20 protein-coding genes and 3 pseudogenes are annotated in these 20,586 nt (G+C 42.2%); 19 read left to right on the top strand and 4 right to left on the bottom strand.

Annotated elements, in window-relative coordinates; translation table 11 throughout:
* The first annotated feature begins 45 nt into the window (after positions 1–45).
* The 4 genes from AC3WT9_RS13445 to AC3WT9_RS13430 all read left to right on the top strand — a co-directional run bounded on the left by AC3WT9_RS13445 (position 46) and on the right by AC3WT9_RS13430 (position 2,263).
* A complete protein-coding gene (locus AC3WT9_RS13445) occupies positions 46–252 on the top strand; it encodes a helix-turn-helix transcriptional regulator (protein ID WP_154118287.1) in 207 nt (68 codons plus the stop codon).
* The gene (locus tag AC3WT9_RS13440; protein ID WP_341095179.1) at positions 252–692 is read left to right on the top strand and encodes a hypothetical protein; all 441 of its coding nucleotides are present in this window, start codon (positions 252–254) and stop codon (positions 690–692) included. Before AC3WT9_RS13445 ends, AC3WT9_RS13440 begins: the two co-directional genes overlap by 1 nt.
* A 501-nt stretch (positions 693–1,193) precedes the next feature.
* Entirely contained in the window at positions 1,194–1,745 is a 552-nt protein-coding gene (locus tag AC3WT9_RS13435; RefSeq protein WP_341379335.1) for a glutathione peroxidase, read from the top strand.
* Positions 1,746–1,885: 140 nt separating this feature from the next.
* Positions 1,886–2,263 (top strand): DUF4181 domain-containing protein, encoded by a 378-nt coding sequence (locus AC3WT9_RS13430; protein WP_341379333.1) that lies wholly within the window; start codon positions 1,886–1,888, stop codon positions 2,261–2,263.
* Positions 2,264–2,365: 102 nt separating this feature from the next.
* Here the strand turns inward: AC3WT9_RS13430 and AC3WT9_RS13425 are convergent.
* A pseudogene (locus AC3WT9_RS13425) lies at positions 2,366–3,341 on the bottom strand (IS110 family RNA-guided transposase); the annotation flags it as partial.
* 361 nt (positions 3,342–3,702) lie between these two features.
* A complete protein-coding gene (locus AC3WT9_RS13420) occupies positions 3,703–4,731 on the bottom strand; it encodes a C45 family autoproteolytic acyltransferase/hydrolase (protein WP_341095166.1) in 1,029 nt (342 codons plus the stop codon).
* Between the two features lie 113 nt (positions 4,732–4,844).
* Here AC3WT9_RS13420 and AC3WT9_RS13415 point away from each other — a divergent pair, with 113 nt between their 5' ends.
* From AC3WT9_RS13415 to AC3WT9_RS13395, 5 genes and pseudogenes are all read left to right on the top strand, one after another.
* Positions 4,845–5,693, top strand: a complete 849-nt coding sequence (locus AC3WT9_RS13415) for a helix-turn-helix domain-containing protein (protein WP_341379332.1) — start codon at positions 4,845–4,847, stop codon at positions 5,691–5,693.
* Positions 5,694–5,909: 216 nt separating this feature from the next.
* Positions 5,910–6,338 (top strand): hypothetical protein, encoded by a 429-nt coding sequence (locus tag AC3WT9_RS13410; RefSeq protein WP_341095162.1) that lies wholly within the window; start codon positions 5,910–5,912, stop codon positions 6,336–6,338.
* A gap of 496 nt (positions 6,339–6,834) precedes the next feature.
* Positions 6,835–8,288, top strand: a pseudogene (locus AC3WT9_RS13405) (amidase family protein).
* A 266-nt stretch (positions 8,289–8,554) separates the two neighbouring features.
* Positions 8,555–8,947: a hypothetical protein gene (locus AC3WT9_RS13400; RefSeq protein ID WP_341095160.1), complete on the top strand. Its 393-nt coding sequence runs from the start codon at positions 8,555–8,557 to the stop codon at positions 8,945–8,947.
* Positions 8,948–9,483: 536 nt separating this feature from the next.
* Positions 9,484–9,725: pseudogene (locus AC3WT9_RS13395) on the top strand (DinB family protein); the annotation flags it as partial.
* 168 nt (positions 9,726–9,893) lie between these two features.
* Here the strand turns inward: AC3WT9_RS13395 and AC3WT9_RS13390 are convergent.
* Positions 9,894–10,553 (bottom strand): helix-turn-helix transcriptional regulator, encoded by a 660-nt coding sequence (locus tag AC3WT9_RS13390; RefSeq protein WP_341095158.1) that lies wholly within the window; start codon positions 10,551–10,553, stop codon positions 9,894–9,896.
* Between the two features lie 161 nt (positions 10,554–10,714).
* Here AC3WT9_RS13390 and AC3WT9_RS13385 point away from each other — a divergent pair, with 161 nt between their 5' ends.
* The 7 genes from AC3WT9_RS13385 (at position 10,715) to AC3WT9_RS13355 (ending at position 16,160) form a co-directional block, all read left to right on the top strand.
* The gene (locus AC3WT9_RS13385) at positions 10,715–12,076 is read left to right on the top strand and encodes an MFS transporter (protein ID WP_342480344.1); all 1,362 of its coding nucleotides are present in this window, start codon (positions 10,715–10,717) and stop codon (positions 12,074–12,076) included.
* A 1-nt stretch (position 12,077) separates the two neighbouring features.
* Complete coding sequence (locus tag AC3WT9_RS13380; RefSeq protein WP_445935344.1) at positions 12,078–12,410, top strand: winged helix-turn-helix transcriptional regulator; 333 nt, start codon at positions 12,078–12,080, stop codon at positions 12,408–12,410.
* A 63-nt stretch (positions 12,411–12,473) separates the two neighbouring features.
* The gene (locus AC3WT9_RS13375; RefSeq protein ID WP_341095155.1) at positions 12,474–12,833 is read left to right on the top strand and encodes a HesB/IscA family protein; all 360 of its coding nucleotides are present in this window, start codon (positions 12,474–12,476) and stop codon (positions 12,831–12,833) included.
* A 23-nt stretch (positions 12,834–12,856) separates the two neighbouring features.
* Complete coding sequence (locus AC3WT9_RS13370) at positions 12,857–13,048, top strand: hypothetical protein (RefSeq protein ID WP_341379329.1); 192 nt, start codon at positions 12,857–12,859, stop codon at positions 13,046–13,048.
* Between the two features lie 42 nt (positions 13,049–13,090).
* Positions 13,091–13,237 (top strand): hypothetical protein, encoded by a 147-nt coding sequence (locus AC3WT9_RS13365; RefSeq protein ID WP_341097746.1) that lies wholly within the window; start codon positions 13,091–13,093, stop codon positions 13,235–13,237.
* A 236-nt stretch (positions 13,238–13,473) separates the two neighbouring features.
* A complete protein-coding gene (locus tag AC3WT9_RS13360; RefSeq protein WP_341095151.1) occupies positions 13,474–14,838 on the top strand; it encodes an MFS transporter in 1,365 nt (454 codons plus the stop codon).
* A gap of 68 nt (positions 14,839–14,906) precedes the next feature.
* Complete coding sequence (locus tag AC3WT9_RS13355) at positions 14,907–16,160, top strand: macrolide family glycosyltransferase (protein WP_341095149.1); 1,254 nt, start codon at positions 14,907–14,909, stop codon at positions 16,158–16,160.
* A 518-nt stretch (positions 16,161–16,678) separates the two neighbouring features.
* On the opposite strand, the gene AC3WT9_RS13350 is transcribed toward AC3WT9_RS13355, so the two are convergent.
* The gene (locus AC3WT9_RS13350; RefSeq protein WP_341095147.1) at positions 16,679–16,924 is read right to left on the bottom strand and encodes a hypothetical protein; all 246 of its coding nucleotides are present in this window, start codon (positions 16,922–16,924) and stop codon (positions 16,679–16,681) included.
* Positions 16,925–17,647: 723 nt separating this feature from the next.
* On the opposite strand from AC3WT9_RS13350, the gene AC3WT9_RS13345 reads away from it, so the two are divergent.
* The 3 genes from AC3WT9_RS13345 to AC3WT9_RS13335 form a co-directional block, all read left to right on the top strand.
* On the top strand, positions 17,648–18,310 hold the full coding sequence (locus AC3WT9_RS13345) for an HAD family hydrolase (RefSeq protein ID WP_341095144.1): 663 nt from the start codon (positions 17,648–17,650) through the stop codon (positions 18,308–18,310).
* 28 nt (positions 18,311–18,338) lie between these two features.
* Entirely contained in the window at positions 18,339–19,148 is an 810-nt protein-coding gene (locus AC3WT9_RS13340; protein WP_341095142.1) for a hypothetical protein, read from the top strand.
* Between the two features lie 443 nt (positions 19,149–19,591).
* The coding region (locus tag AC3WT9_RS13335) for an RICIN domain-containing protein (RefSeq protein ID WP_492407707.1) at positions 19,592–20,586 on the top strand (995 nt) is incomplete at its 3' end.

Here is a 20,586-nt window from a genome sequence, read left to right as displayed (position 1 = left end):
AACTATGCTATAAGTGCAAAGTAAACATTGCAAGGGAGTGGTCACTTGAAGACAAGAATTGCGGAACTGCGTAAGCAGCACAAGCTGTCCCAGGAAGAGCTGGGGCTGATCGTAGGCGTTACCCGGCAAACCATCACCTCCCTTGAAACGGGAAAATATGCGGCTTCCCTTGTTCTTGCCTACAAGATTGCTAAGCATTTTGGACTCGCCATTGAAGATGTTTTTGATTTCAGCGAAGTGGAGGAATTGTAATGGACAATTACAAGGTTCAAGTCAAAACTCGCAAGAACGTACTGTCACTGGTAGCTGCTGCCACGCTATTGATCTATGTGGGACTTGTGTTTTACCGCGGTGGTCTGCCCGAATTGCCCAGTTTTATAAAGGGATTTCACACAGGTGCTTTTATCGGCGCTGAATTGTGCTTCGTTTTTTTTCTCGCCAAGTACATTAAAGCCAGCAAAAATGACGCAGAGCTGAAGAAGCTGTACATCGAGGAGAACGACGAGCGGAGTGTAGTGATTATCCAGAATGCCAGCTTGCTCAGCATAGTCATGATTCTCGTAGGTCTGGCCATCGCTTCCGTGATTGCGGGTTTCTTCAATTCCTTGATATTCTACACCTTACTGGCTACCCTACTATTTGTTTTGATCGTATTTTTTTCGGTGTGGAAGTATTACACAAAAAAACATTAAAGGTTAAATCGAAGCGGAAATCGCAAGAAAAACCACCGTCGTGCCGTAAAGCTAGATTCGGTGGTTTTACACACTAATCTAGCTGTATAGTTTTTTATCCCCCTTGATTGTATTTAAAGCATATTCTGAATAACTGTTAATGAGGGCTAGTTTTAGGACAGATCTCTTTTATTATATTGGAGCTTTGGGAGTTATATCTTCGAAAGTTTAGCTGAGTGAAATTGCCAATAAGAAAAATCGTTCATTGGAGTATCAACATTTGCAGTCAGCGATAGGAAAAACACGATTGAACTAACTGGAAACGTTAGTTGAATAACCAGGGAGTAGATTGTGCGGTAACTGCTCCCTGGTTTTCATTGAAGTAACGGGCAGATGTAATTAATGATCTTGTGTTAATCTTTATTGGTTTATCCTATAAAGATTATATCTATTATATATTAGACCAATAAAAGCCTGTAGCGATATTATAAATTTATAATAATACCGTGGAGGAATGGTCTGATGTCAATTTATGATTTTCAAGCGAAGTCAATTAACGGTAAGCCCGTTGAATTGTCAATTTATCGTGGAAAAGTTCTACTTATTCTTAACACTGCCAGTAGATGCAGCTATTCTCGCCAATTACCTGATCTTCAAAAACTTTACGAAACTCACCATGAACAAGGGTTTGAAATACTCGGTTTTCCTTCTAACCAATTCAACGAGAAAGAGCCAGCGAGCAATTCGGAAGTACATGAATATTGTGAAAGCAACTTTGGAGTTAAGTTTCCGTTATTTGAGAAAGTTGAGGTTAGGGGACCGTCTGCTCATCCTATATTTCAATATCTAACACAGCAGGCACCCTTTCAAGGTTTCGATATTCAGACTTCAGGCGGTCAATGGATGCAGGATTTTCTGCGGGAAAAGTATCCGGACATATATGTCGGAGACGGAATCAAGTGGAATTTCTCAAAGTTTTTAATCGATCGAAACGGCCATGTATACGGTAGATACGAAACTACGACTGAACCATTTGACATAGAGTCAGTTATTGAATCACTTCTTTTAAAGTAAATGAATCCAATGGGTGATTAAGCTAACGGGCAGTTTAGCGCAACAATGATTTATTTTTAACGTCCTAATTAATGGTATAATTGTCATGTCTTAAAAGGCTCTAGAGTAATGGTTATTAACCATACTAAAAGGGGGTATTCATGACGTATTCAATTTCAAATATACAATCCACGAGTTTATCAATGTCATTATTAGTGATACTTTTAGCCTTAATAGATCTAACTATAAAGAAGTATTTCATTGTAGAAGAATTAAATAAGATCTCGGATACTATTGGAAAGAATATCAATAGGTGGGTAAAAGGACTACTTGCTGTCATTAGTTTTTGTATTTTCTTCTTCGTTTTGGATACAACGAATATCGACTCACTTAAGTGGTTCTGGTTAATATTATTTATAGTTGCCATGGGACAACATGCGTTTATCGAATGGAGGTATTTGAAAGGCTCAAAAGAATACGTTATTTCACTTATTAAATTAGCAGTCGGATTAATATACATTTTAATTTTTATTTTCTAAAATTATTGGTTTTTATCGTTTATTAAGATGGCTTACTTGAGTAAAAATTGAATGAACTACTATGAAATCGCCTGGTAGCCTTTTATTGCAGCTTTATATAGATCAAGAGCGTTCTGGTTTAGTGATGGTAGTGGAGTAGCCTAGTCCTTCAAGTCTGCGTAAAGCATGTCGCACAATGGACTGTTCCCTTTGCTTATCGAAGTAGTCTTCCCCTAGATCAACATACATTTCATTTACGAGTTAGAAGGTAATAGGAGATTCTCAACATGGCATGGGTGACTACTATTCCTGCCCGTTTCCTTCCTTTCCGTGCAGCTGTACGCCTATAAAGTGCACCGAGGTAGTTCTTTGAACCTTTTACGGAATGAGCAGCTTCGGTTAAGCCTGATCTTAAATATTTGTTGCCCTTTTTTGTTTTAGAGGATTTCCTTTTGCCCGCACTTTCGTTATGTCCAGGAACTAGCCCTGCCCAAGAGCACATATGAGCTGCGCTTGGAAACTGGTTTCTAATATCAGTACCGATTTCAGCCAGGATTTGTTCGGCCCTTCGTGTTGATATGCCTGGAATTGAGTCTAATCGGTCGATAGCTTTTTTTCGTTTTAGTGTTCGAAGGGCTATGTTGGCCAGTTGCTCAGGATCATCTATACCTTCAGCAATCGCATAAAGCATGCTTTTAGAGGAAACTCCCATAATATCTGAGACAACGGAACCAAGCTTAATATTAGCTCCCTCTAATACTTTTTGGATCCGATTATGCTGTCTGGCTCGTTCTTCGATGATACTCCGACGATAACGAACAAGCTCTCTTAACTCACGTTGATTACGGTCTGGAATGAAACTGGCTTTAATCAGTCCGTGGCGAAGGAGTTGGCAAATCCATTCTGCGTCTTTGACATCGGTTTTGCGACCAGGCACAGCTTTCATATGCTGGGCATTAACAACCAGAAATTCGATCTCTTCAGCCTCAATTAAATTTACAATAGGTTTCCAATAAACACCTGTGCTTTCCATGGCGACATGAGTACAGCTGTGCTCCTTAATCCAGTCCACTAACTTAAGAAGAAATACAGTTTTAGTTTACATCCACGCCATTCAACCTTTCTACGGCATCATGATTGGAGACTGGTGCAACAACCAGAATAGGATTAATCTACTATGAGTTCTTCCCAGCGGGAGCAACATTCAGTAGTGCACCGTGGTCGTTGGAGTCAGACTAACGGATGGGCTCTAATCGCACCATAGTTCATCGACCTTCCTCTCCCAGCCGTACTTCCAGTATAAAATACCGAGCTAAAATTTTCATTCTCTGTGGTGCAGCGCTGATTTTGCGCTGCATGGTTGGCTAACGGGCAGCTGAAGATTAATTACGGGGGAATCGTACCATAAATGGACAAAAACCCAAGCGTCACAACAGGATGCATACTTAATCTAAATAACCTTAAATAATCTTATGGCGTAGAGCCCAGCGTAAGCGTGTATCTTCATGGTACTTTGTTTTTTTTGGGTTTCCTTCCGCTCGGAAAATAGTCAGATCACTCAGTTTGATGACAAAAGACCAGAGGGTATCAAATTGAAGCTCCTTGCCGTACTGACAAACAAATCCGCATTTGCCGGATAGGATATCCTGCGCAAGTTGCAATGGATCTTGAGCTTGAGCCAATTGTTCTGTCAGTGAATGTTGAACGGTATGATATCGCGTTTGGGTCGAATACCAGTTTGGTTCAGGGCGTTCATCCAGAGCTATCATGCGAGTATCTATAAATTGATTTGTAGCAATGATAAAACACTGGCCAGGTTTGGGCCTACGAGTAACAATGCTTTGCGCGCAACATTCTACTACAGCCATATCCCCGCTTCGATCGGCAAGGATGATGTTCTGTGCCGTGCTCAACGGTAGCTCCTGTAGAAGGTGAATAGCTTCTTGAACATTTCGTGCTTTCTCTAATAGATAACGTACAATCATAAGGAAATTTAACCCCGGCTTGGTCTTTCCGGAAGCGACGAAGGTCATTCCTACAGCAAGCCCATGTTCGTTCACCCCGTCTTCTTTTCCGATGAGGGCGTCGCCTTGACCAATGAACGTGTACCCGGACGTTGGTCGGTACAAGCAACTCTCCGTGGTACTTTTAAACTGCGTAAACATGTCATGATTACGGGCAAAGATTATCTCCTCTCCCACTTGGAAACAGAAGCAGGTACATCCGTAGGACTCACCAAAGACCCCGAGATTAAGTAAAAAAGCGGCAAATGTGTCATATGAAATTCGCAAGCCGTCAGCCATACCGCGAATTTCTTCAGTAATTTCAGGGTATACGGCTTTACAGATCGCCTCCGACTCAAGTCCATATCGAAGCTGCTCCTCTTCAAGCTTGAAGAACCCATCGAATTGGACTCCTTTCTTATATAATAGGTTTCCATAATGATTTCCCAACTCATAATGATTTCCTTGCAGACGCGGGTGATACATTTTATAACACTCCTCTTTGTTTTTATGTCTTGATCATATAAGGAGAGAAACCTATTTTCTTGATAAATAATGCTATGATATAGGAAATAGGCAAGTCACATGGAGGAATCGTTATGGAGTACATCGATGCGATTATGTCAGCTGTGCGGTATATTGAAAACCATCTTACCCAAAAAGTAAGAGTCGCAGATATCGCGAAGCATGTTGGATACTCCAACTACCATTTCCAAAGACTATTCCATCAGGTAACCTCACAGACGATCGGGCAATATATGATGGGCCGCAAGTTGACAGAGGCTGGGAAACTCCTCCGCGAGGGACAGTTTCGAGTAGTGGATGTTTCTTACCAGTTCGGGTTCGAATCTCATGAGGCCTTCAGTAGGGCGTTTAAAGCACGGTTTTCCGTTAATCCGCACCAGTGGAAGCAGAAATCTCTGTTTATACCGCCCAATCTATTTAAAGAGGAAATAAGGGAAGACTATTTGAAACATCTTCAACAACTGGAACCCGAGAATGTAGAACAAGTACGACTGAATGGGCTTGAAATTCGTGGTTATCAGTCAGCTGATAGCTCGGTGGGAAGCATATATGAATGCTGGAATCGGTTGTATCAGGTATGTCTTGATTTGAGCACCCCTAAATATGGATTGATTCAATACCCTTTTTCTATGGAGGGGAAGGCTGCCTTTACGTACACCGCAGCGGTAAAACACGATTTAACTAAGGCAGCAGAAGATCAAGTAACGCTTCAAATTCGGCCAGGAAAATACCAGGTTTTCTGGCACAAAGGGGAACTAGAAGCATTGCCCTTTACGTATCGTTATATTTACGGAACATGGTTGGTAAAGCACAATGTTACGTTGTCGGGCGGTTTTGATTTTGAGTATTATGGTGGGCGGTATATAGGGGAGGATGCAAAAAAGGTAGAAGTAAAAATTTATATTCCGGTTGAAGAGGGATAAAGATCATGATCAAACCGCTCAGACTAGGGAGAAGTGAAAAGACTGGCAAGGCATTGGATTGTGTTTTTGGCATTAGCCCCGGAAACTGGGTATGGGAAAGCAGTACTTTAGTAACATAATCAGCCACCTTGGTTCAACTAACGGGCAGGATAATGCAACTATTTTGTGTTTATTTGGTCTATAAGAATACACGTTGGAGAAAGGGAGGGAATAGCAATGAAAAATAAAAAGTGGGCAATATTTGTTATAGTTACACTTATCATTGTATCTTTGACTGGTTGTTTTGGCTCGAATAAGAACAATGACTTTTCGGAAATAAGTAAAAGCTTAGCCCAGCATTCTAACCAATTGAATGATGAACAAGGCGTAACGTTAGTGGGTTATGCAGCTGACCAAAAAGAGAATGTGTTCAAAATTGGAATAGGCTATGACTCCACATTAACTGAAGAAAGATTAACAAAAGTCATTAATGATTATCTGTCTAATTCCCTCTCGGCAATACAGGAAAGCGACTGGCATCAGAGACTCACGCCTTATAACCTGATAATAGAACGCATAGGAGAGGTTAAATCTAACTTCCCCATCATTGCACATAAAAATGAGGGGGAGTCCGATTTGACCTGGGTGAAAACTGAAGATAATTAAAGATTCTGTTTTAAAGGCCGCTTCCGCCAAAGGAGTGGGCTTATGTTTATATTGAGATGCAAACCTTGTGGTCAAAATAATATTGCGCTTAGATACATTACGGTGAACGGAATCATAAAGAGTGTGAAGTCGTGGAACTAACGAGAAACGATTGCTGAATAAAGAGCGATGGCAGCCGGCCAAGACGATCGGCTGCTTTTTGTCATTAAGATATCGGGCAGGATAGCGAGAATACCTTGGCGAAACAAAGACTGATTCGTGTACCAAAGGAGCGATTGAAATGAATACGACTGAATTAAGAAAATTCGTAGATGAGAAGAAACCGTTTGAGGAAGCAAGGGAAGGTTTAAGATGATGTACTAAGTTTGATAAATATTCCATCCTTAAAGTAGAAGATTAAACAAACGAGAAACACTAGCTCAAGCATGCTGGCAGATTAAACCTCCCTTTAGAAGCAAACCTAGATGGTTAAAGCTAACGGGAGGATAGTTTAATTATGCTTGTTTTATCCTGGTCATATTGTCTATCCATCGTGGTATTATTGAATGCAATAAACAAACAAGGTGAATTTACTTCAAAAGAATTAGTGTTTTGCTACTTATCACGTATCGCAAAATATGATCAGGATGGCCCTCACATAAATTCCATCATGGAAATTAACCCCGATGCCATTTTCATCGCAGAAGCACTTGATATAGAACGTCAGCGGAATGGGAGTAGAGGACCTTTTCATGGCATACCGGTTCTCGTTAAGGATAATATCGAAACCGGAGACAAGATGCGGACCAGTGCGGGAGCTTTAGCACTGGCACAGCATGTAAGTACGAGCGACGCTTTCCTGATTCGCCGATTAAGAGAATCGGGAGCCATCATTTTGGGCAAGACGAATATGACAGAATGGGCCAACGGTATTTCCTCGACAATGTGGGCAGGTTATAGTTCAAAGGGGGGGCAGGTCGCGCACCCTATGGTGACTTTTTCGTAGGCGGATCCAGTACGGGATCTGCAGCTGCGGTGGCCATGAGTTTTGCAGCAGCGGCGATAGGCACAGAAACCTCCGCTTCAATTCTGAGTCCATCCATACAGATGTCTATTGTCGGCATCAAACCGACCGTAGGCTTAATTAGCCGCTCAGGACTTATTCCTTTTTCTTATTCACAAGACACAGCAGGGCCGATGGCAAGGACGGTTTCAGATGCGGTAGTTCTACTTAACGCATTAGCTGGGAGGGATGAGCACGACCCAGCAACCTGGCGTAATGACCATGTTATACCGGATTACACACCATTCTTGGACAAGAATGGACTACAGGGAGCGAGAATTGGGGTCTTTTGTGAAGTACCAGATTACCTGCGTGAATCTGGTGAACATAATCAGGAGCTATTTCACCAAGCAGTCTCCGAAATGATAAAAGCAGGAGCCGAAGTAGTAGAAAATATCGACATTCCTTCGTTTCATGGTCCATGGCATTGGAACAAGATGAACTTAGAATTTAATCATGGAGTGGAGAATTATTTGCAGCGTCTCCCGGCACATATGCCGGTTCATTCATTGTCCGAATTCATCAATTGGAATGAAAAGTATGCAGATGCAGCCCTGAAATACGGTCAAGATATATTAGAATTCCGGGAGGGGTTAACCAATCCCTTGAAAAATAAGGATTATATCATGGAATCTATTATGGATTTATATCTAGCCCAGAACGAAGGAATTGATTATGCGATAAATAGTTATCAGTTAGATGCGATAATGTTTCCAGCTTATATTGGAGCGGATATATGTGCCGAAGCTGGTTATCCATCTATTGCTATCCCCGCGGGGTATGGAGCAAACGGCAGACCATTTGGCATTACTTTTGCCGGAAAAGCATTTACTGAACCGGCCTTAATTCGCATAGCTTATTCTTTTGAACAAATAACAAAACATCGCAAAAAACCTATATTCAACTAAAGGGAAACTATATAGGCAACTTCCCATTAGATGAGAGCGATTTAACTAGAGAGCAGTTTAGCAGGGTGAACGGTATGATCTTCTATTAAAAAATAGAGGATTACCATATCACTCCGCCGAAATTTGAAATGTACTAATGACAGATTTCGCTACATTTGTTCTGCGAATCGGGCATATAATTCCAGGAAAATGTGGTGAAAGCTAGAAGATGCGGGGTAAGCGTTCAGCACCATAATAGAAGTGAAATCTATCTAGGAGGACTTCAAATGAGCTATGATTTGATGGTTTTCGAGCCGTCCAGGGCACCGAGGGAAAGGAAGGAGTTTATGGATTGGTTTGAGCAGCAAGTGCAATGGTCGGAAGATCATGAATATAATGATCCTTTTGTCTGCTCAGAGTCGTTGCAGCACTTGTATAGTAAGCTATCGGAGGATTTCCCCAATATGAATGTAGATGATGAAATTTTTGAAGCTATGGAGGAAGCCGGAACTGAAAACCGGTTAACCGAGTACTCGCTGGGCTCCGCCGTCATCTATGCGGCTTTCGCTTATTCCGTAGCTAAGGAAGCATATACTACGATGCGGAATTTGGCTATAAAACACAAGGTAGGGTTTTTTGATGTTAGCAGCAACGACGGCGAAATTTTTTTCCCTGATTGATAATGCCACTTCGATAGTTTTCCATACTTCCCCTAAGTTTGTTGAACGTAACCATAGTCATTATTTATCTAACAGGCAGGATACTTCGGAATTATTGAAGAAATATATTTGGAACAAACCTAATAGGAGTTTTCGTATGATACTTGCAATTAAGGTAATTAGAGTTTTGCTCTTCGTAATTGTAGTTTTGTTATTTGCTTCATCAATGCCAATCTTTGCAGGAATAACTTTGCTTTTTATTTTTGGACTTTCGAAACTTCTTAAAAAGATAGATTAGTAAATACAGGAGACGTTAGCTGTAAGCTAATTGGAGGAGATGGGCATGGACTATTCGAAGCGTCATGTATGGATTGAAGCTGAAATATGGAAAGAAGGTTCATGGGATTGTAACGATTGTAATACAGGGTGAATGCATGAACGGTTCGTATTTTTGGTCCAGTGACATGGTGTTAATTGACGTTATTAGCAGGGGAAAAATTGAACAACTTATAGACCATTTGCACCGTGGTCGTTGGAGTCAGACTAACGGATGGGGCGTTATGACCTACCGCCTGGGGGACCAGACGCCTCTGCCCGGTTTCGACCAGCGCAATTGGCCGAAGACTACCGGGCCGTACGGCAATCGACAATCACGCTGCTGCGCGGGTTGCCGGCGGAGGCGTGGTCCCGCAAGGGCACAGCCAAAAACGTAAGCATTACGGCTCGCGCCCTCGCGTACGCCAGCGCGGGACACGAACTTCATCACATGGGGGTCATTCGAAATCGGTACTTGAGTTAGTCGTCCCGAAGACGGGACGGAAGCTGAACAGACAACGCGGCTTTTATGGCATGCTCTGCCCACCCCGTTCGTTCATAGGCTGAAAGGAAGAGAGGACAAGACGGGAGGCTCGTATCTAAGGATGTGAAGTAAACAAAAGAGCAATCTCCATTGAGGTTGCTCTTTTTGTCACGGCTTATCTTGCCTAACGGTGTATATGCAGTTTCTTCCTCCCGCTAAAATGTACTCCCCCCGTTCAATATGAACATTATTTCCTAGAACCGTTTTAAATAAATGTAACTCATTCTTGCACAACCCGGTACATACAGCAGCAGCTTCACAGATCGGACAATGCTTCTCAATGAATAGGAGACTGCCATCATCCTGCGCCTTAACCTCCGCCATATAACCTTCATTTGTTCGTATCTCGGCCAGTTTCTCCAGTTTCTCTCGAACGTCTGATGCATCGCCAAGATGCTGAAGATATTGTTCTTGCATATTTTTATTTCGAACTTCCAGCAGCTTGTCCAGCCCTTCATTACCAAAAGCTTCTTTCATCGAATTGATGAGGCTGACGGATAAATCCGAATATCCGCTTGGGAAAAAACGATTAGCCGCGGGAGTTAATATCCATAGCTTGGTGGGTCGACCCATGGGACGGGCCTCTTCCACATTCGTAACCAACCCTTCTTCTTTCAGCGCATTCAAATGTTGACGAATAGCCATTCCAGACAACGAAAATTGAGAGGAGAGTGCCACAACATCCATTCCCCCTCGCTCCTTTAACAGATCAATGATCGCTCTTCGAGTACTGGTGGAGACATCCTTTTTGATTTGATTTCGGCTCATGGTGCACCTCCTTTTGAAGCAACTTAATCTACATCACTCACTACATTTTAAACAAAAATGTTGACAAAGTCAAAGCCGAACTGTAGCTTAGACATTATAAACATAAATGTTTACTAAGTATCCGCATACGATGTATACATACCAATTTTCTTGGAGGTCACATGTCGTCTAATCATCAAAGTATTTTCAGCCCACGTTATTTTGCACTATCCATAGGGATTATTTTGTCAGTGATGGCCGTTGGATTCGAAGGACTATCCGTAACCACCATTGCTCCTTCGATTGCTGGAGACTTGAACGGTCTTAGCCTGTTCGGGTGGATATTCAGTACCTATCTGCTTGCGCAGATTATCGGAACGCTGGTCGTCGGTCGGATCATAGATAAAAGAGGACCTGCAGCACCGTTCACTTTTGCACTTCTGTTGTTTATCGTAGGGCTGATCGCTGCCGCAACAGCAGGCGATATGTATAACATGATAGGATCACGTGCCCTGCAGGGTTTGGGTGCCGGAGCTATGATGACTTGTGTGTATACGGCAATATCCTTAAGTTACCCGGATGAGTTACGTGCCAAAATACTTGGAGCATTTGGTACAGCCTATGTTCTTCCGTCCATGCTCGGTCCATATGTAGCAGGTCTTATAGCAGATCAGTGGTCCTGGCGGTTTGTTTTCTGGGGGATCTTACCTGTGCTGGTTGTTTCAGCATTGCTTAGTTTACCTGCTTTTAGGAAATTGAAAGTGCAGAATACGGGAGGGGATAGCGGACCTTCATCCACTTGGATGGCGTTACTCTTAACGATGGGTACAGGCATTTTCTTGGTTGGTCTAAGTATGCTTCCGAGCATTATGGGATTTGTATTCGTCATGATTGGCCTCGCATTTATGATATTTCCGCTCCGTAAATTGCTACCGAAGGGAACGCTTACGTTGCGAAGAGGTATGCCAGCGATTCTGGCAACACGTGGGTTGTTCTTCGCTGCCTATACCAGCACACAGAATTTCTTGGTATTGGCTTTAATCGATGTGAAAGGAATTACACCTTCTCAGGCCGGATTAATCGTAGCGAGTGCTGCATTAAGTTGGTGTATAATTGCGTATCTGCAAGGACGGTGGGATGCGGCAGATCAGGGCCGTGGACGTCATATGAGAATTATTCTTGGGGTATTGCTGCTTGCCATAGGGATTGCCATCGTATTTTGGGTACCTGTTGTGACCGTTACCGTTGCAGTTATTGGTCAGATCATCGCAGGAGTCGGTATTGGATTGGCACATCCGATTAGCGGTGTTGTAGCATTTTCCCAAACGGGGGAAGGAGGCGTGGGCCAAACCTCGGCAAATCTGCAATTTGCGGATTCTTTTACACCCGGTGTAGTTATCGGGATTGGTGGTTCCATCCTTGTAGTTTGTCAGGCTGGCGGAATGTCACTGCAATCCGGCTTAATTGTAGCCATGGGTTTCCATCTCTTGTTGATCGTCATGAGTATAATTGCGAGCACTCGGATCTCACAACAATCCATCTAGAATGCTGATCCTAAGAAAGAGGGTGTACCGGTCATTGTCCACTGAAGATACGGAGAAACTTTTTATAGCTTATCGCATCATCGGGACTAAATGGACTATCCATATATTATTCACTCTTTCTTACGGTCCGAAGAAATTTGGCGAAATTTACCAGAGTATTCCTTCCATTTCGGAAATGATCCTCTCCAAACGTTTAAAGGATCTTCAACATCATAATTTGGTTAAAAGAACAAGTCTGAAACGCCCTACACAATCCATCTATGAACTTACACCAAAAGGAGCTGCTCTCGCTACATTCATACCCTGTTTAATGGACTGGGCTACCAAAAACTAAATGAATGAAGTGTGCATATACCAGTCCTGAAGAAATTATTAAGCTTTTATAGGAGGAATGAAGATGAACATTGAGGTCAGTGATAAAGCATCCGAGAAAATCGCCAAAATCTTATTAAGCGCAAATACCCGACATTCTTTTCTTAGAGTAGGCGTTGAAGAAGGGGGATGCAGTGGATTATCTTATACCCTTGTCTTGGACGAGCAGCAAACAGAGGAGGATATAGTATTCAATAAAGATAAATTCAGTATATTAGTTCACACGAAGAGTATTCCATATATTGATGGTCTTGAAATTGACTATGAAGAAAGCGGAATGTTAGGCGGGTTCACCATGAATAACCCTAATGCAAAAGTTTCATGTGGATGTGGGGCCAGTTTTAGAATGGCCAACTATCGGGGCGAAGTTAAAAAATGTGATTAAACTGCAGGAAGGAGAGAAGAGGAATGATACCATTTGAAGTATCTGAAAAAGCTATTGATTCTTTTAAGGATGAATGGGGTTTGGAAGAGGCCCAATATGTAAGGATTTATGCAAAATATGCGGGTGGAGGCTCAGATGCTTGGATTTTACAGGATGAACTTCTTCAAATTGATTGTAATGAAAATGGCATATTTTCAAACACAATCTCCTATTGAGCATAAAATAAAGAAAGAGCATCTCATTTCAGCGATGACGCAATCATTTCTTTACGAACTCATTTTATCATTAATGCAGATCGTGCAACCGCCGAGGATTATTTGGAGTTAATCCATTTAATCAAACAAAGAGTATATGAGACATTTAATATTGATTTGGAGACAGAAGTCATTATTTTGGGAGAATAACTTCTGTGGACTACTTTCAAGCCGCCTTTGGCGGTTTTTCTTGTTAGTTGAAAAACCATTTTCGTCACTTCTACTTATTAAACATTTTTATTTACAAAGTAGGGTGATTATTGTATATTTAGATCATAAAAAGGTGAATTTTACCATAAAAATCATCTATTATGGAGGTGTAGGAGACAAACAACAATCAGATTGGAATTTTTGATAGGCAGCACAGGGCGTTGACGATTGGTATTATGCTGGTTCTGACAACCGTAGCTTTCGAGGGGCTGGCTATTACGACAATTGCCGCGAAAATGACACAAAGCTTGCAGGGTATTCATTTATACGGTTGGATTTTCAGCGCATTTTTGTTATCTCAGCTTATTGGAACCCTGGTTATGGGTCAGCAGGTTGACAAGCGCGGCGTTTTTACATCCATGCTCGTGTCGTTTAGTATTTTTGTGCTAGGAACCGTGGTTGCGGCTGTTTCTTTAGATATGCACATGCTTATTGCAGGAAGAGCCCTTCAAGGTTTTGGGGCGGGAGCCCTGATCACATGTGTTTATACCTGTGTAACGTTGCATTATTCGGATGCTCTTCGTACTCAAATTTTAGCGGCATTCTCCATGGCATTTGTCCTGCCTTCCTTAATCGGGCCTTACCTGGCAGGCCTTATTGCCTCCTATATGTCATGGCGATTTGTTTTCTGGATTGTTTTACCCCTGATTGGATTGGCATTGAGTCTCACATTCCGCTCTTTCCGTGATCTGCAGCTTCGGCAAGTACTGACAGGCCCAGCCCAAACAGCTGACTCGAAGACTCTTCATGCGATTCTACTTGCCATTGGAACGGGGCTGTTACTCACAGGACTCGGTATGATAACCGATTGGAAAGGAATAGTACTCACTTTGGGTGGCTTATTCGTCATGATCCCACAAATGCGAAAACTTCTTCCTAAGGGCACTTTTGTGGTGAAAAAAGGATTGCCTGCTACATTGGTTTCCAGAGGGTTGTATGTGGCTTGTTATTTTACAACGGAGAGTTTTGTGATCTTGGCACTAACCGAAGTAAAGAGGTTATCGGCAGACCTTGCAGGCCTCATTGTAGCAGCAGGTTCTTTGAGCTGGTCCGCCGCAGCGTGGTTGCAAGCCAAGCTTGATGTACGAGATCAAGGTCGTGGCCGAAAGCGCAGAGTTATGGTAGGTATCGGGATTATGATCGCTGGGACTGTACTTGTGATCCTAGCCCTTATGTTGTCGGACGGTGGAATTATACTCATTCTGCTCTCGCAAATGATTACCGGCTTCGGTGTTGGATTGGCTAATCCTACAACTGCGGCCATTGCTTTACAACATGCGGCGCCTAGGAAAGAGGGAGAAATGTCTGCGAATCTTCAATTCGTGGATTCCTTCTATATGGGAGTAAGCATCGGAGTTGGCGGCGCTCTAATCGCCTTGTCAGAAACTTTACAGTGGGGCATATCGACAGGAGTTATGATGGTGTTAACACTCCAATTACTATGGGTCTTATTAAGTTTCTTGGCATCTTTACGAATCACCGAACTCGTTCATCAAGAACATCATCCGATCAGCCAGTCGAAAGATAACATTCCCATGTAACGGATGACGGTCGCGTCGTTAAAAACATCAAGAAGAACGGGGGGAAATTGCATTGGGAGGTGGATAAAATGGCACGTGTATTAGTTGTCATTACTCCGGCTGAAGGCCATGTGAATCCGTCGTTAGGATTAGTTACTCAGTTGATTGACAGTGGAGAGGAAGTTGTCTATGTGTGCACGGAGGAGTATCGTTCCCGAATTGAACAAACCGGAGCCCTGTTGATTACCTATCCATTTCCGCAAGATGCCTTTTCTCATGATCCAGTGTTGAAACCGCAGGAGTACAAGCATCCTTATCAGTTCATTTATATGATGGTAGGCGGTATCATTCGGAGGATTATACCCGAGGTGCTTCGAGTGATCGAAAATCAAAAGTTCGATTATTTGATCTTTGATTCACTGATGGGCTGGGGAGGGACTATTCTTGCAGAAAAACTAGGAATTCCCGCGGTGTGTTCGATTGCCTCCTTTGCTTTCGTAGATCCGTTGGGGGCTGGCGAAGGCATGAATGAGAAGGAGATGGATACGAATACGAAGGAACTGTATGAGGCTACGATGAAGATAACGCGTGCGTTAGCGCAAGAGTTTCAAGTGAGTATTCCCGTCATGGAAGAGATTCCGGCACATGCAGGTCGGTTAAATCTTGTGTATACAAGTCGTTATTTTCAGCCACAGGCAGAAAAACTGGATGATCGTTTTATTTTCACGGGTCCTTCGATCATACCGCGTCAAGATGCTCAGACCTTCTCGTTCGAGCTGCTTCGTGAACGTTACCCGCAAACTGTGTACATTGCTATGGGTACTATTTTAAATAAAAACTTGGATTTCTATCAGCTTTGCTTTGAAGCATTTGGGGATATGCCGGTGAATGTGGTTCTATCTTCAGGAAGATACACGGATATGGAGCCGCTGGCTGATCGAATTCCTCCTAATTTTATCGTCATGCCATACATTGCACAGTTGGATATGCTACAACATACGGATGTTTTTATTACACATGCCGGAATGAACAGTACGAGTGAGGCGCTTTATTACAACGTTCCGTTGGTAATGATTCCACTAACGTCGGATCAGCCTCTTGTAGCCAATCGGGTACAGGAGTTAGGGGCGGGTATCACTTTAAATAAACATAAGCTCAGTGCAACGGATATGAGAGAGGCATTATCAGAAGTCCTAAGCAATCCATTTTATAAACAGCAGGCTTGCCTCATCGGTGAATCTTTACGGCAGGCCGGCGGTTATAAGCGGGCCGCCGAAATGATCATGAGTCATATGGCTTCAGTCCATGGTAATATCTCCAATACCAAGTTGATTACTAAATAAGTTTCCAATCAATAAGGAACTTTAAATTAGAGTAAAGTTCTCTCATGTCAAAAACGAAAGAACCCTGTATGTACATTAAAAGGCACAGGGTTCTTATACTCTGATGAAACCGACACGATGGGCAATGCTCGTTATGAGTAACCTTGATGAAGAGAACTTAAAGCTACAAAAGTCAGTTGATAAATATGTGAAAAGATTAATTTTTTTTCATCATTTGAAAACTACTATGAAAATTCATTGCACCAAAGTGTGGAAAAAGGCTCTCTTCCTTTAATTTTAGATTCACCGGCATCCCCTACGGTTCTTCTTGTCGCTCCATAGCATCGCTTGTTATACGGGATCTTACGTCCAACCAGCTTCATCATTGGTAAGCCCTAATTTATGGTAATATAAAGCGCGAGGTGATTCAGTTGAATGCTGAACGTAGAGAGTACGCTGAAAAAGTTTTAACTCATATTTTTATTGGGAGTCAAGTAGATGGTGCTAAATTCGGTTTAGGCCCTATCCGTTAAGACTGATCAGGCGATTATAAGTCGAACTTTTCCCATCCTGATGCCAATAAGAACCTTTGAGGCTTCTTCTAAGGCTTCCGGTTCTATTACCATTAATAGCGGCTCTCCAATATCAATCATTGCACCTATACGCTTACTGTAGCCTTCGAAGGTTCCGATGGATATAATTTCACCGCAGCGTACGCCAAACCCACTATTATGACCTTCTACGATCTGCACGGTTAGCCCCGGATTTAACTCATTCCATTTCATAATGTTGGTGCCCTTCCTTTTGTATTCGAAGTTCATTCAGCCTCGCCGCCGGTCCATGGCTTATAGCGCACATCAGGTTATGTCGTCTACTTTATTTAGTGCTGCCAGTACAATCTTGATATCTCGCACCTTGGCAAATGGTGAACGGTCACTTTCAACGATGGTTCTATCCGGCTAAGAGCTGCAGCCCGGCGGAACCTCACATCATTTTTTTTGGGGTACTGTTCAATCAAATGCTTGGCTAATTCAACTATGACTTTTTCTCGATCCATTTTATCCTCCTTTAGAGGGGCTAGAGGGCCAGATTATCAAAATACTCTCTTATTAAACCCCAAACCTCTGATCATTTTCTGAACATTCATTCAGCGATATGTATCTAATAAATGAGTGCGTAGGACAGTGTGCAGAAGGTAAAACGAAGTTAGCTGGTGTTTATTTTGTTCAGAGACGGTAGCGTTCCGCATGAAATTCCTACAACGTAGTTCTGTCAGGAAAGTTACTGAGCTAGCGTGCAAGCTCATCAAACTCCTCTTCAGAATGGGATTTATTTTTTATTTGTGGTAACAAATGGAGGGTGTGATATGCTAAATTTGATATAATTTGAAAGTGGATTATTTGCAGGAGGACTGGGGGATATAGATTGGACTTGAAACCTTTACTCTAAACTTTTCAGTTCAATCTATATAGGTAAAGTAATTAAACAACATTGGAGATGAACAAGACATGGCGAAAGCAATTTTTCTTGATTTTTACGGTACGCTGGTATATGAAAACAGTGAAATTACGATGGAGGTAATCGACCAGGTCTATAATACTGGAAATGCAAAGGACAAAATGGAAGCTGCCAGGTTTTGGTGGAGATCTTTTGCAGAGCTGCGTGCAGCTTCATTTGGAGAGACGTTTCTGCCACAGTATGAACTGGCTGTCCAGGCGTTTGAGACAACCATTCAGCATTATTCTTCCACAGCGGATGCCAAAAAGCTTGCTGACAGGCTTGCAGAACATTGGAGTAATCCTCCTGTGTACAAAGATGTCGAGGCTTTTCTCTCAGCCAACCGGTTGCCGATATACATTGTGACGAATTGCGATACTATTTTTGTGGAAACAGCATTGTTCAACATGGGGTTACAACCAAATGGACTGATTACAAGCGAGCTGGCAAAAGCTTATAAGCCCCGCAAGGAAATTTTCGAACTGGCCTTGGAGGTTTCGGGGGTGAGTGCAGACGAAGTGATACATATTGGCGATTCATTAAGCGGTGATGTCACGGGTGCTGCTAATGCTGGAATTCAACCGTTGTTTTTAAATCGGGAAAACAAAGAGACACCTCCTGGAGTAACGTCGATTCATTCGTTGCCTGATATTATTAAAATTCTGCATATTTAACCGTAAGAAGGATGGGAGTACTTTGACGATGTGTAGAAAGTATTTATTGTTTGTTTTAACCATGGTTATCTTTGTAATTTCATTAAGCGGGTGTGGAAGTGTAGAAGAAGCGGACCTGAAAAAACCGGTTAAAAATTATTTAGATGAGCGATATGGCTTCAAGGAGCCGTTTGAATTTCTGACATGGGATGATAATTGGTTTGAAGGTATTGATCATCAGACAGCTATTGAAATCGGCAAACCCTATCATGCGACTGCTTATATTATGCTCGAACGGGATACTTACAAAATTGCAGAGGAAAGAAGTGATAATGTATTTTTTGAATTATATAAAGGTGCCTATATCGAACAGCATCCAGAGGTAATGAAAGTAACCGAACAACTGATTGATAAATATGATTTAATGAAGAAATCGGCAAGTGAGTACGATAAAATGAAAGGGAACTACTATTACTATCTTAATGTTAATCTGAATACAAAACAGGCGGATGAACTTATAGATACTTTCAGAGGGACTCAAAAAATAGATACTCTAAATTCTCTGCCTGACATGTCTGATCCATTAAGTAAAGAGGGTAACCGTTATCGGGGTGTAATTAATTTTAATTTTGATTTTAACACCTATAAACAAGACAAAGACGTTCCTCAAGCAGAGGATATTGCAAACGATTATGAAAAAAGTCATGTTCTTACTGAAGGGCTCTATTGTATCTCTGTGCATACTATAGAGGTTCATGATAAGGGAGTTTCTCAAGGAATGGATCAGAGGAATAATAACGTTCGTTTTGAGGTCGACAAAAAGGGTGAGTTCAAAAATATAAGTGTGTTGGAAGGATAACCGATAATCTTAAGGAAGGATCGCATGGCTCTCATAAAGTAATGAGGGGCCTGCGATCTTTTTTTTGTTCAGACACTACTCATGGAATAAACATCATTCATAGCAAGCGCAAAATTGCTCGAAATAATATTTAAAATTGTGTTATTGAAACCATTGACGGTTAGGCTAACAAAGTAATATTCTGTAATGGTTAGAGGGTTGTTGGAAACAACGGGCCTTATAACCATTGATTTAGTGGTATGCCAAATATGTTGTGGGAACCATTAGATCATTGCATCTAGAGCTCTTTTTAGATAAGAGAGCGCTTTCAATTTGCGTATAACGAGGAAGGAGGAAGGAACTTTTTTGTATTTTCATGCAAATTTAAGTAAGAGATGTAACGTAATTTAAAATTTATTAATTAATGGGAGGGATGTTGCTTGAAGAAAATTTTAGCTTTTGTTATGATGTTTGGTTTGCTTATGGGGATGGTAGCGCCAATTCAGGCAAGTGCAGCAACAAACATCGAATTCAATAAAACTGCAACTGCAAGTTCAAGTGAAGATTCAACAAAAACACCGGATATGGCTATTGATGGAAACGCTTCAACAAGGTGGTCCTCCAGTTATTCTGATCCTCAATGGATTAGTATTGATTTTGGAAGCGCCATCAATGTGAATGGTGTAATGCTGAACTGGGAGGCTGCCTACGCAAAGTCTTACCAGATTCAGCTATCCACAGATAACAGCAACTGGACTACAGTGTTTTCCACTACAACAGGAGACGGTGGAGTTGATACGATTTCATTTGCAACCCAAAGTGCAAGATATGTAAGAATGTATGGAACACAAAGGGCAACCGAATACGGGTATTCCCTGTGGAATTTTGAAGTGTATTCGGATAGCGGACCGGTGGATAATGGAATTATTTCTGGTGCGGTGTATAAGCTTACAGCGCAACATAGCGGCAAAAACCTGGATGTGGCAGGAGGCGCTACTTCAGACGGAGCTAATGTGCAGCAGTGGACGGATAATGGAAACTCCCAACAAAAGTGGAAAGTGATTGACGTTGGCAGCGGAGCCTATAAATTGATTGCTGAGTCCAGCGGTAAGGCATTGGATGCCGCAGGCCCTGCGGCCGATGGAGCCAATGTGCAGCAATGGACGGACAACGGTGCAGTCACTCAGAAGTGGGCAATTATTGATGCAGGTAGCGGGTACTACAAATTAATCTCCAAAAGCAGCGGTAAAGCCTTGGATGTAGCAGGAGGCTCATCTGCAGACGGAGCTAAAGTGCAGCAGTGGACAGATAACGGAAATGCACAACAGAAATGGAAATTTACGCAGATCACAACGACCCCAGATACCACAGCACCAACCACACCAACAAATCTTATAAGTTCCTCAAAAACGGCAACAAGCGTAAGCCTTGCTTGGGCAGCATCCACAGACAACGTAGG

This window comes from Paenibacillus sp. EB106-06-01-XG199 (assembly GCF_058791575.1).
This window is presented reverse-complemented; position numbering and strand designations above follow the sequence as displayed.

Bases quoted from the DNA above. Each gene is read 5' to 3' on its own strand.
- AC3WT9_RS13345 (WP_341095144.1), top strand. From the start codon at position 17,648: ATGGCGAAAGCAATTTTTCTTGATTTTTACGGTACGCTGGTATATGAA.
- AC3WT9_RS13370 (WP_341379329.1), top strand. From the start codon at position 12,857: ATGATACCATTTGAAGTATCTGAAAAAGCTATTGATTCTTTTAAGGAT.
- AC3WT9_RS13390 (WP_341095158.1), bottom strand. From the start codon at position 10,553: ATGAGCCGAAATCAAATCAAAAAGGATGTCTCCACCAGTACTCGAAGA.
- AC3WT9_RS13440 (WP_341095179.1), top strand. From the start codon at position 252: ATGGACAATTACAAGGTTCAAGTCAAAACTCGCAAGAACGTACTGTCA.
- AC3WT9_RS13415 (WP_341379332.1), top strand. From the start codon at position 4,845: ATGGAGTACATCGATGCGATTATGTCAGCTGTGCGGTATATTGAAAAC.
- AC3WT9_RS13400 (WP_341095160.1), top strand. From the start codon at position 8,555: ATGAGCTATGATTTGATGGTTTTCGAGCCGTCCAGGGCACCGAGGGAA.
- AC3WT9_RS13360 (WP_341095151.1), top strand. From the start codon at position 13,474: ATGCTGGTTCTGACAACCGTAGCTTTCGAGGGGCTGGCTATTACGACA.
- AC3WT9_RS13410 (WP_341095162.1), top strand. From the start codon at position 5,910: ATGAAAAATAAAAAGTGGGCAATATTTGTTATAGTTACACTTATCATT.
- AC3WT9_RS13340 (WP_341095142.1), top strand. From the start codon at position 18,339: ATGTGTAGAAAGTATTTATTGTTTGTTTTAACCATGGTTATCTTTGTA.
- AC3WT9_RS13435 (WP_341379335.1), top strand. From the start codon at position 1,194: ATGTCAATTTATGATTTTCAAGCGAAGTCAATTAACGGTAAGCCCGTT.
- AC3WT9_RS13430 (WP_341379333.1), top strand. From the start codon at position 1,886: ATGACGTATTCAATTTCAAATATACAATCCACGAGTTTATCAATGTCA.
- AC3WT9_RS13385 (WP_342480344.1), top strand. From the start codon at position 10,715: ATGTCGTCTAATCATCAAAGTATTTTCAGCCCACGTTATTTTGCACTA.
- AC3WT9_RS13380 (WP_445935344.1), top strand. From the start codon at position 12,078: ATGCTGATCCTAAGAAAGAGGGTGTACCGGTCATTGTCCACTGAAGAT.
- AC3WT9_RS13420 (WP_341095166.1), bottom strand. From the start codon at position 4,731: ATGTATCACCCGCGTCTGCAAGGAAATCATTATGAGTTGGGAAATCAT.
- AC3WT9_RS13355 (WP_341095149.1), top strand. From the start codon at position 14,907: ATGGCACGTGTATTAGTTGTCATTACTCCGGCTGAAGGCCATGTGAAT.
- AC3WT9_RS13350 (WP_341095147.1), bottom strand. From the start codon at position 16,924: ATGAAATGGAATGAGTTAAATCCGGGGCTAACCGTGCAGATCGTAGAA.
- AC3WT9_RS13375 (WP_341095155.1), top strand. From the start codon at position 12,474: ATGAACATTGAGGTCAGTGATAAAGCATCCGAGAAAATCGCCAAAATC.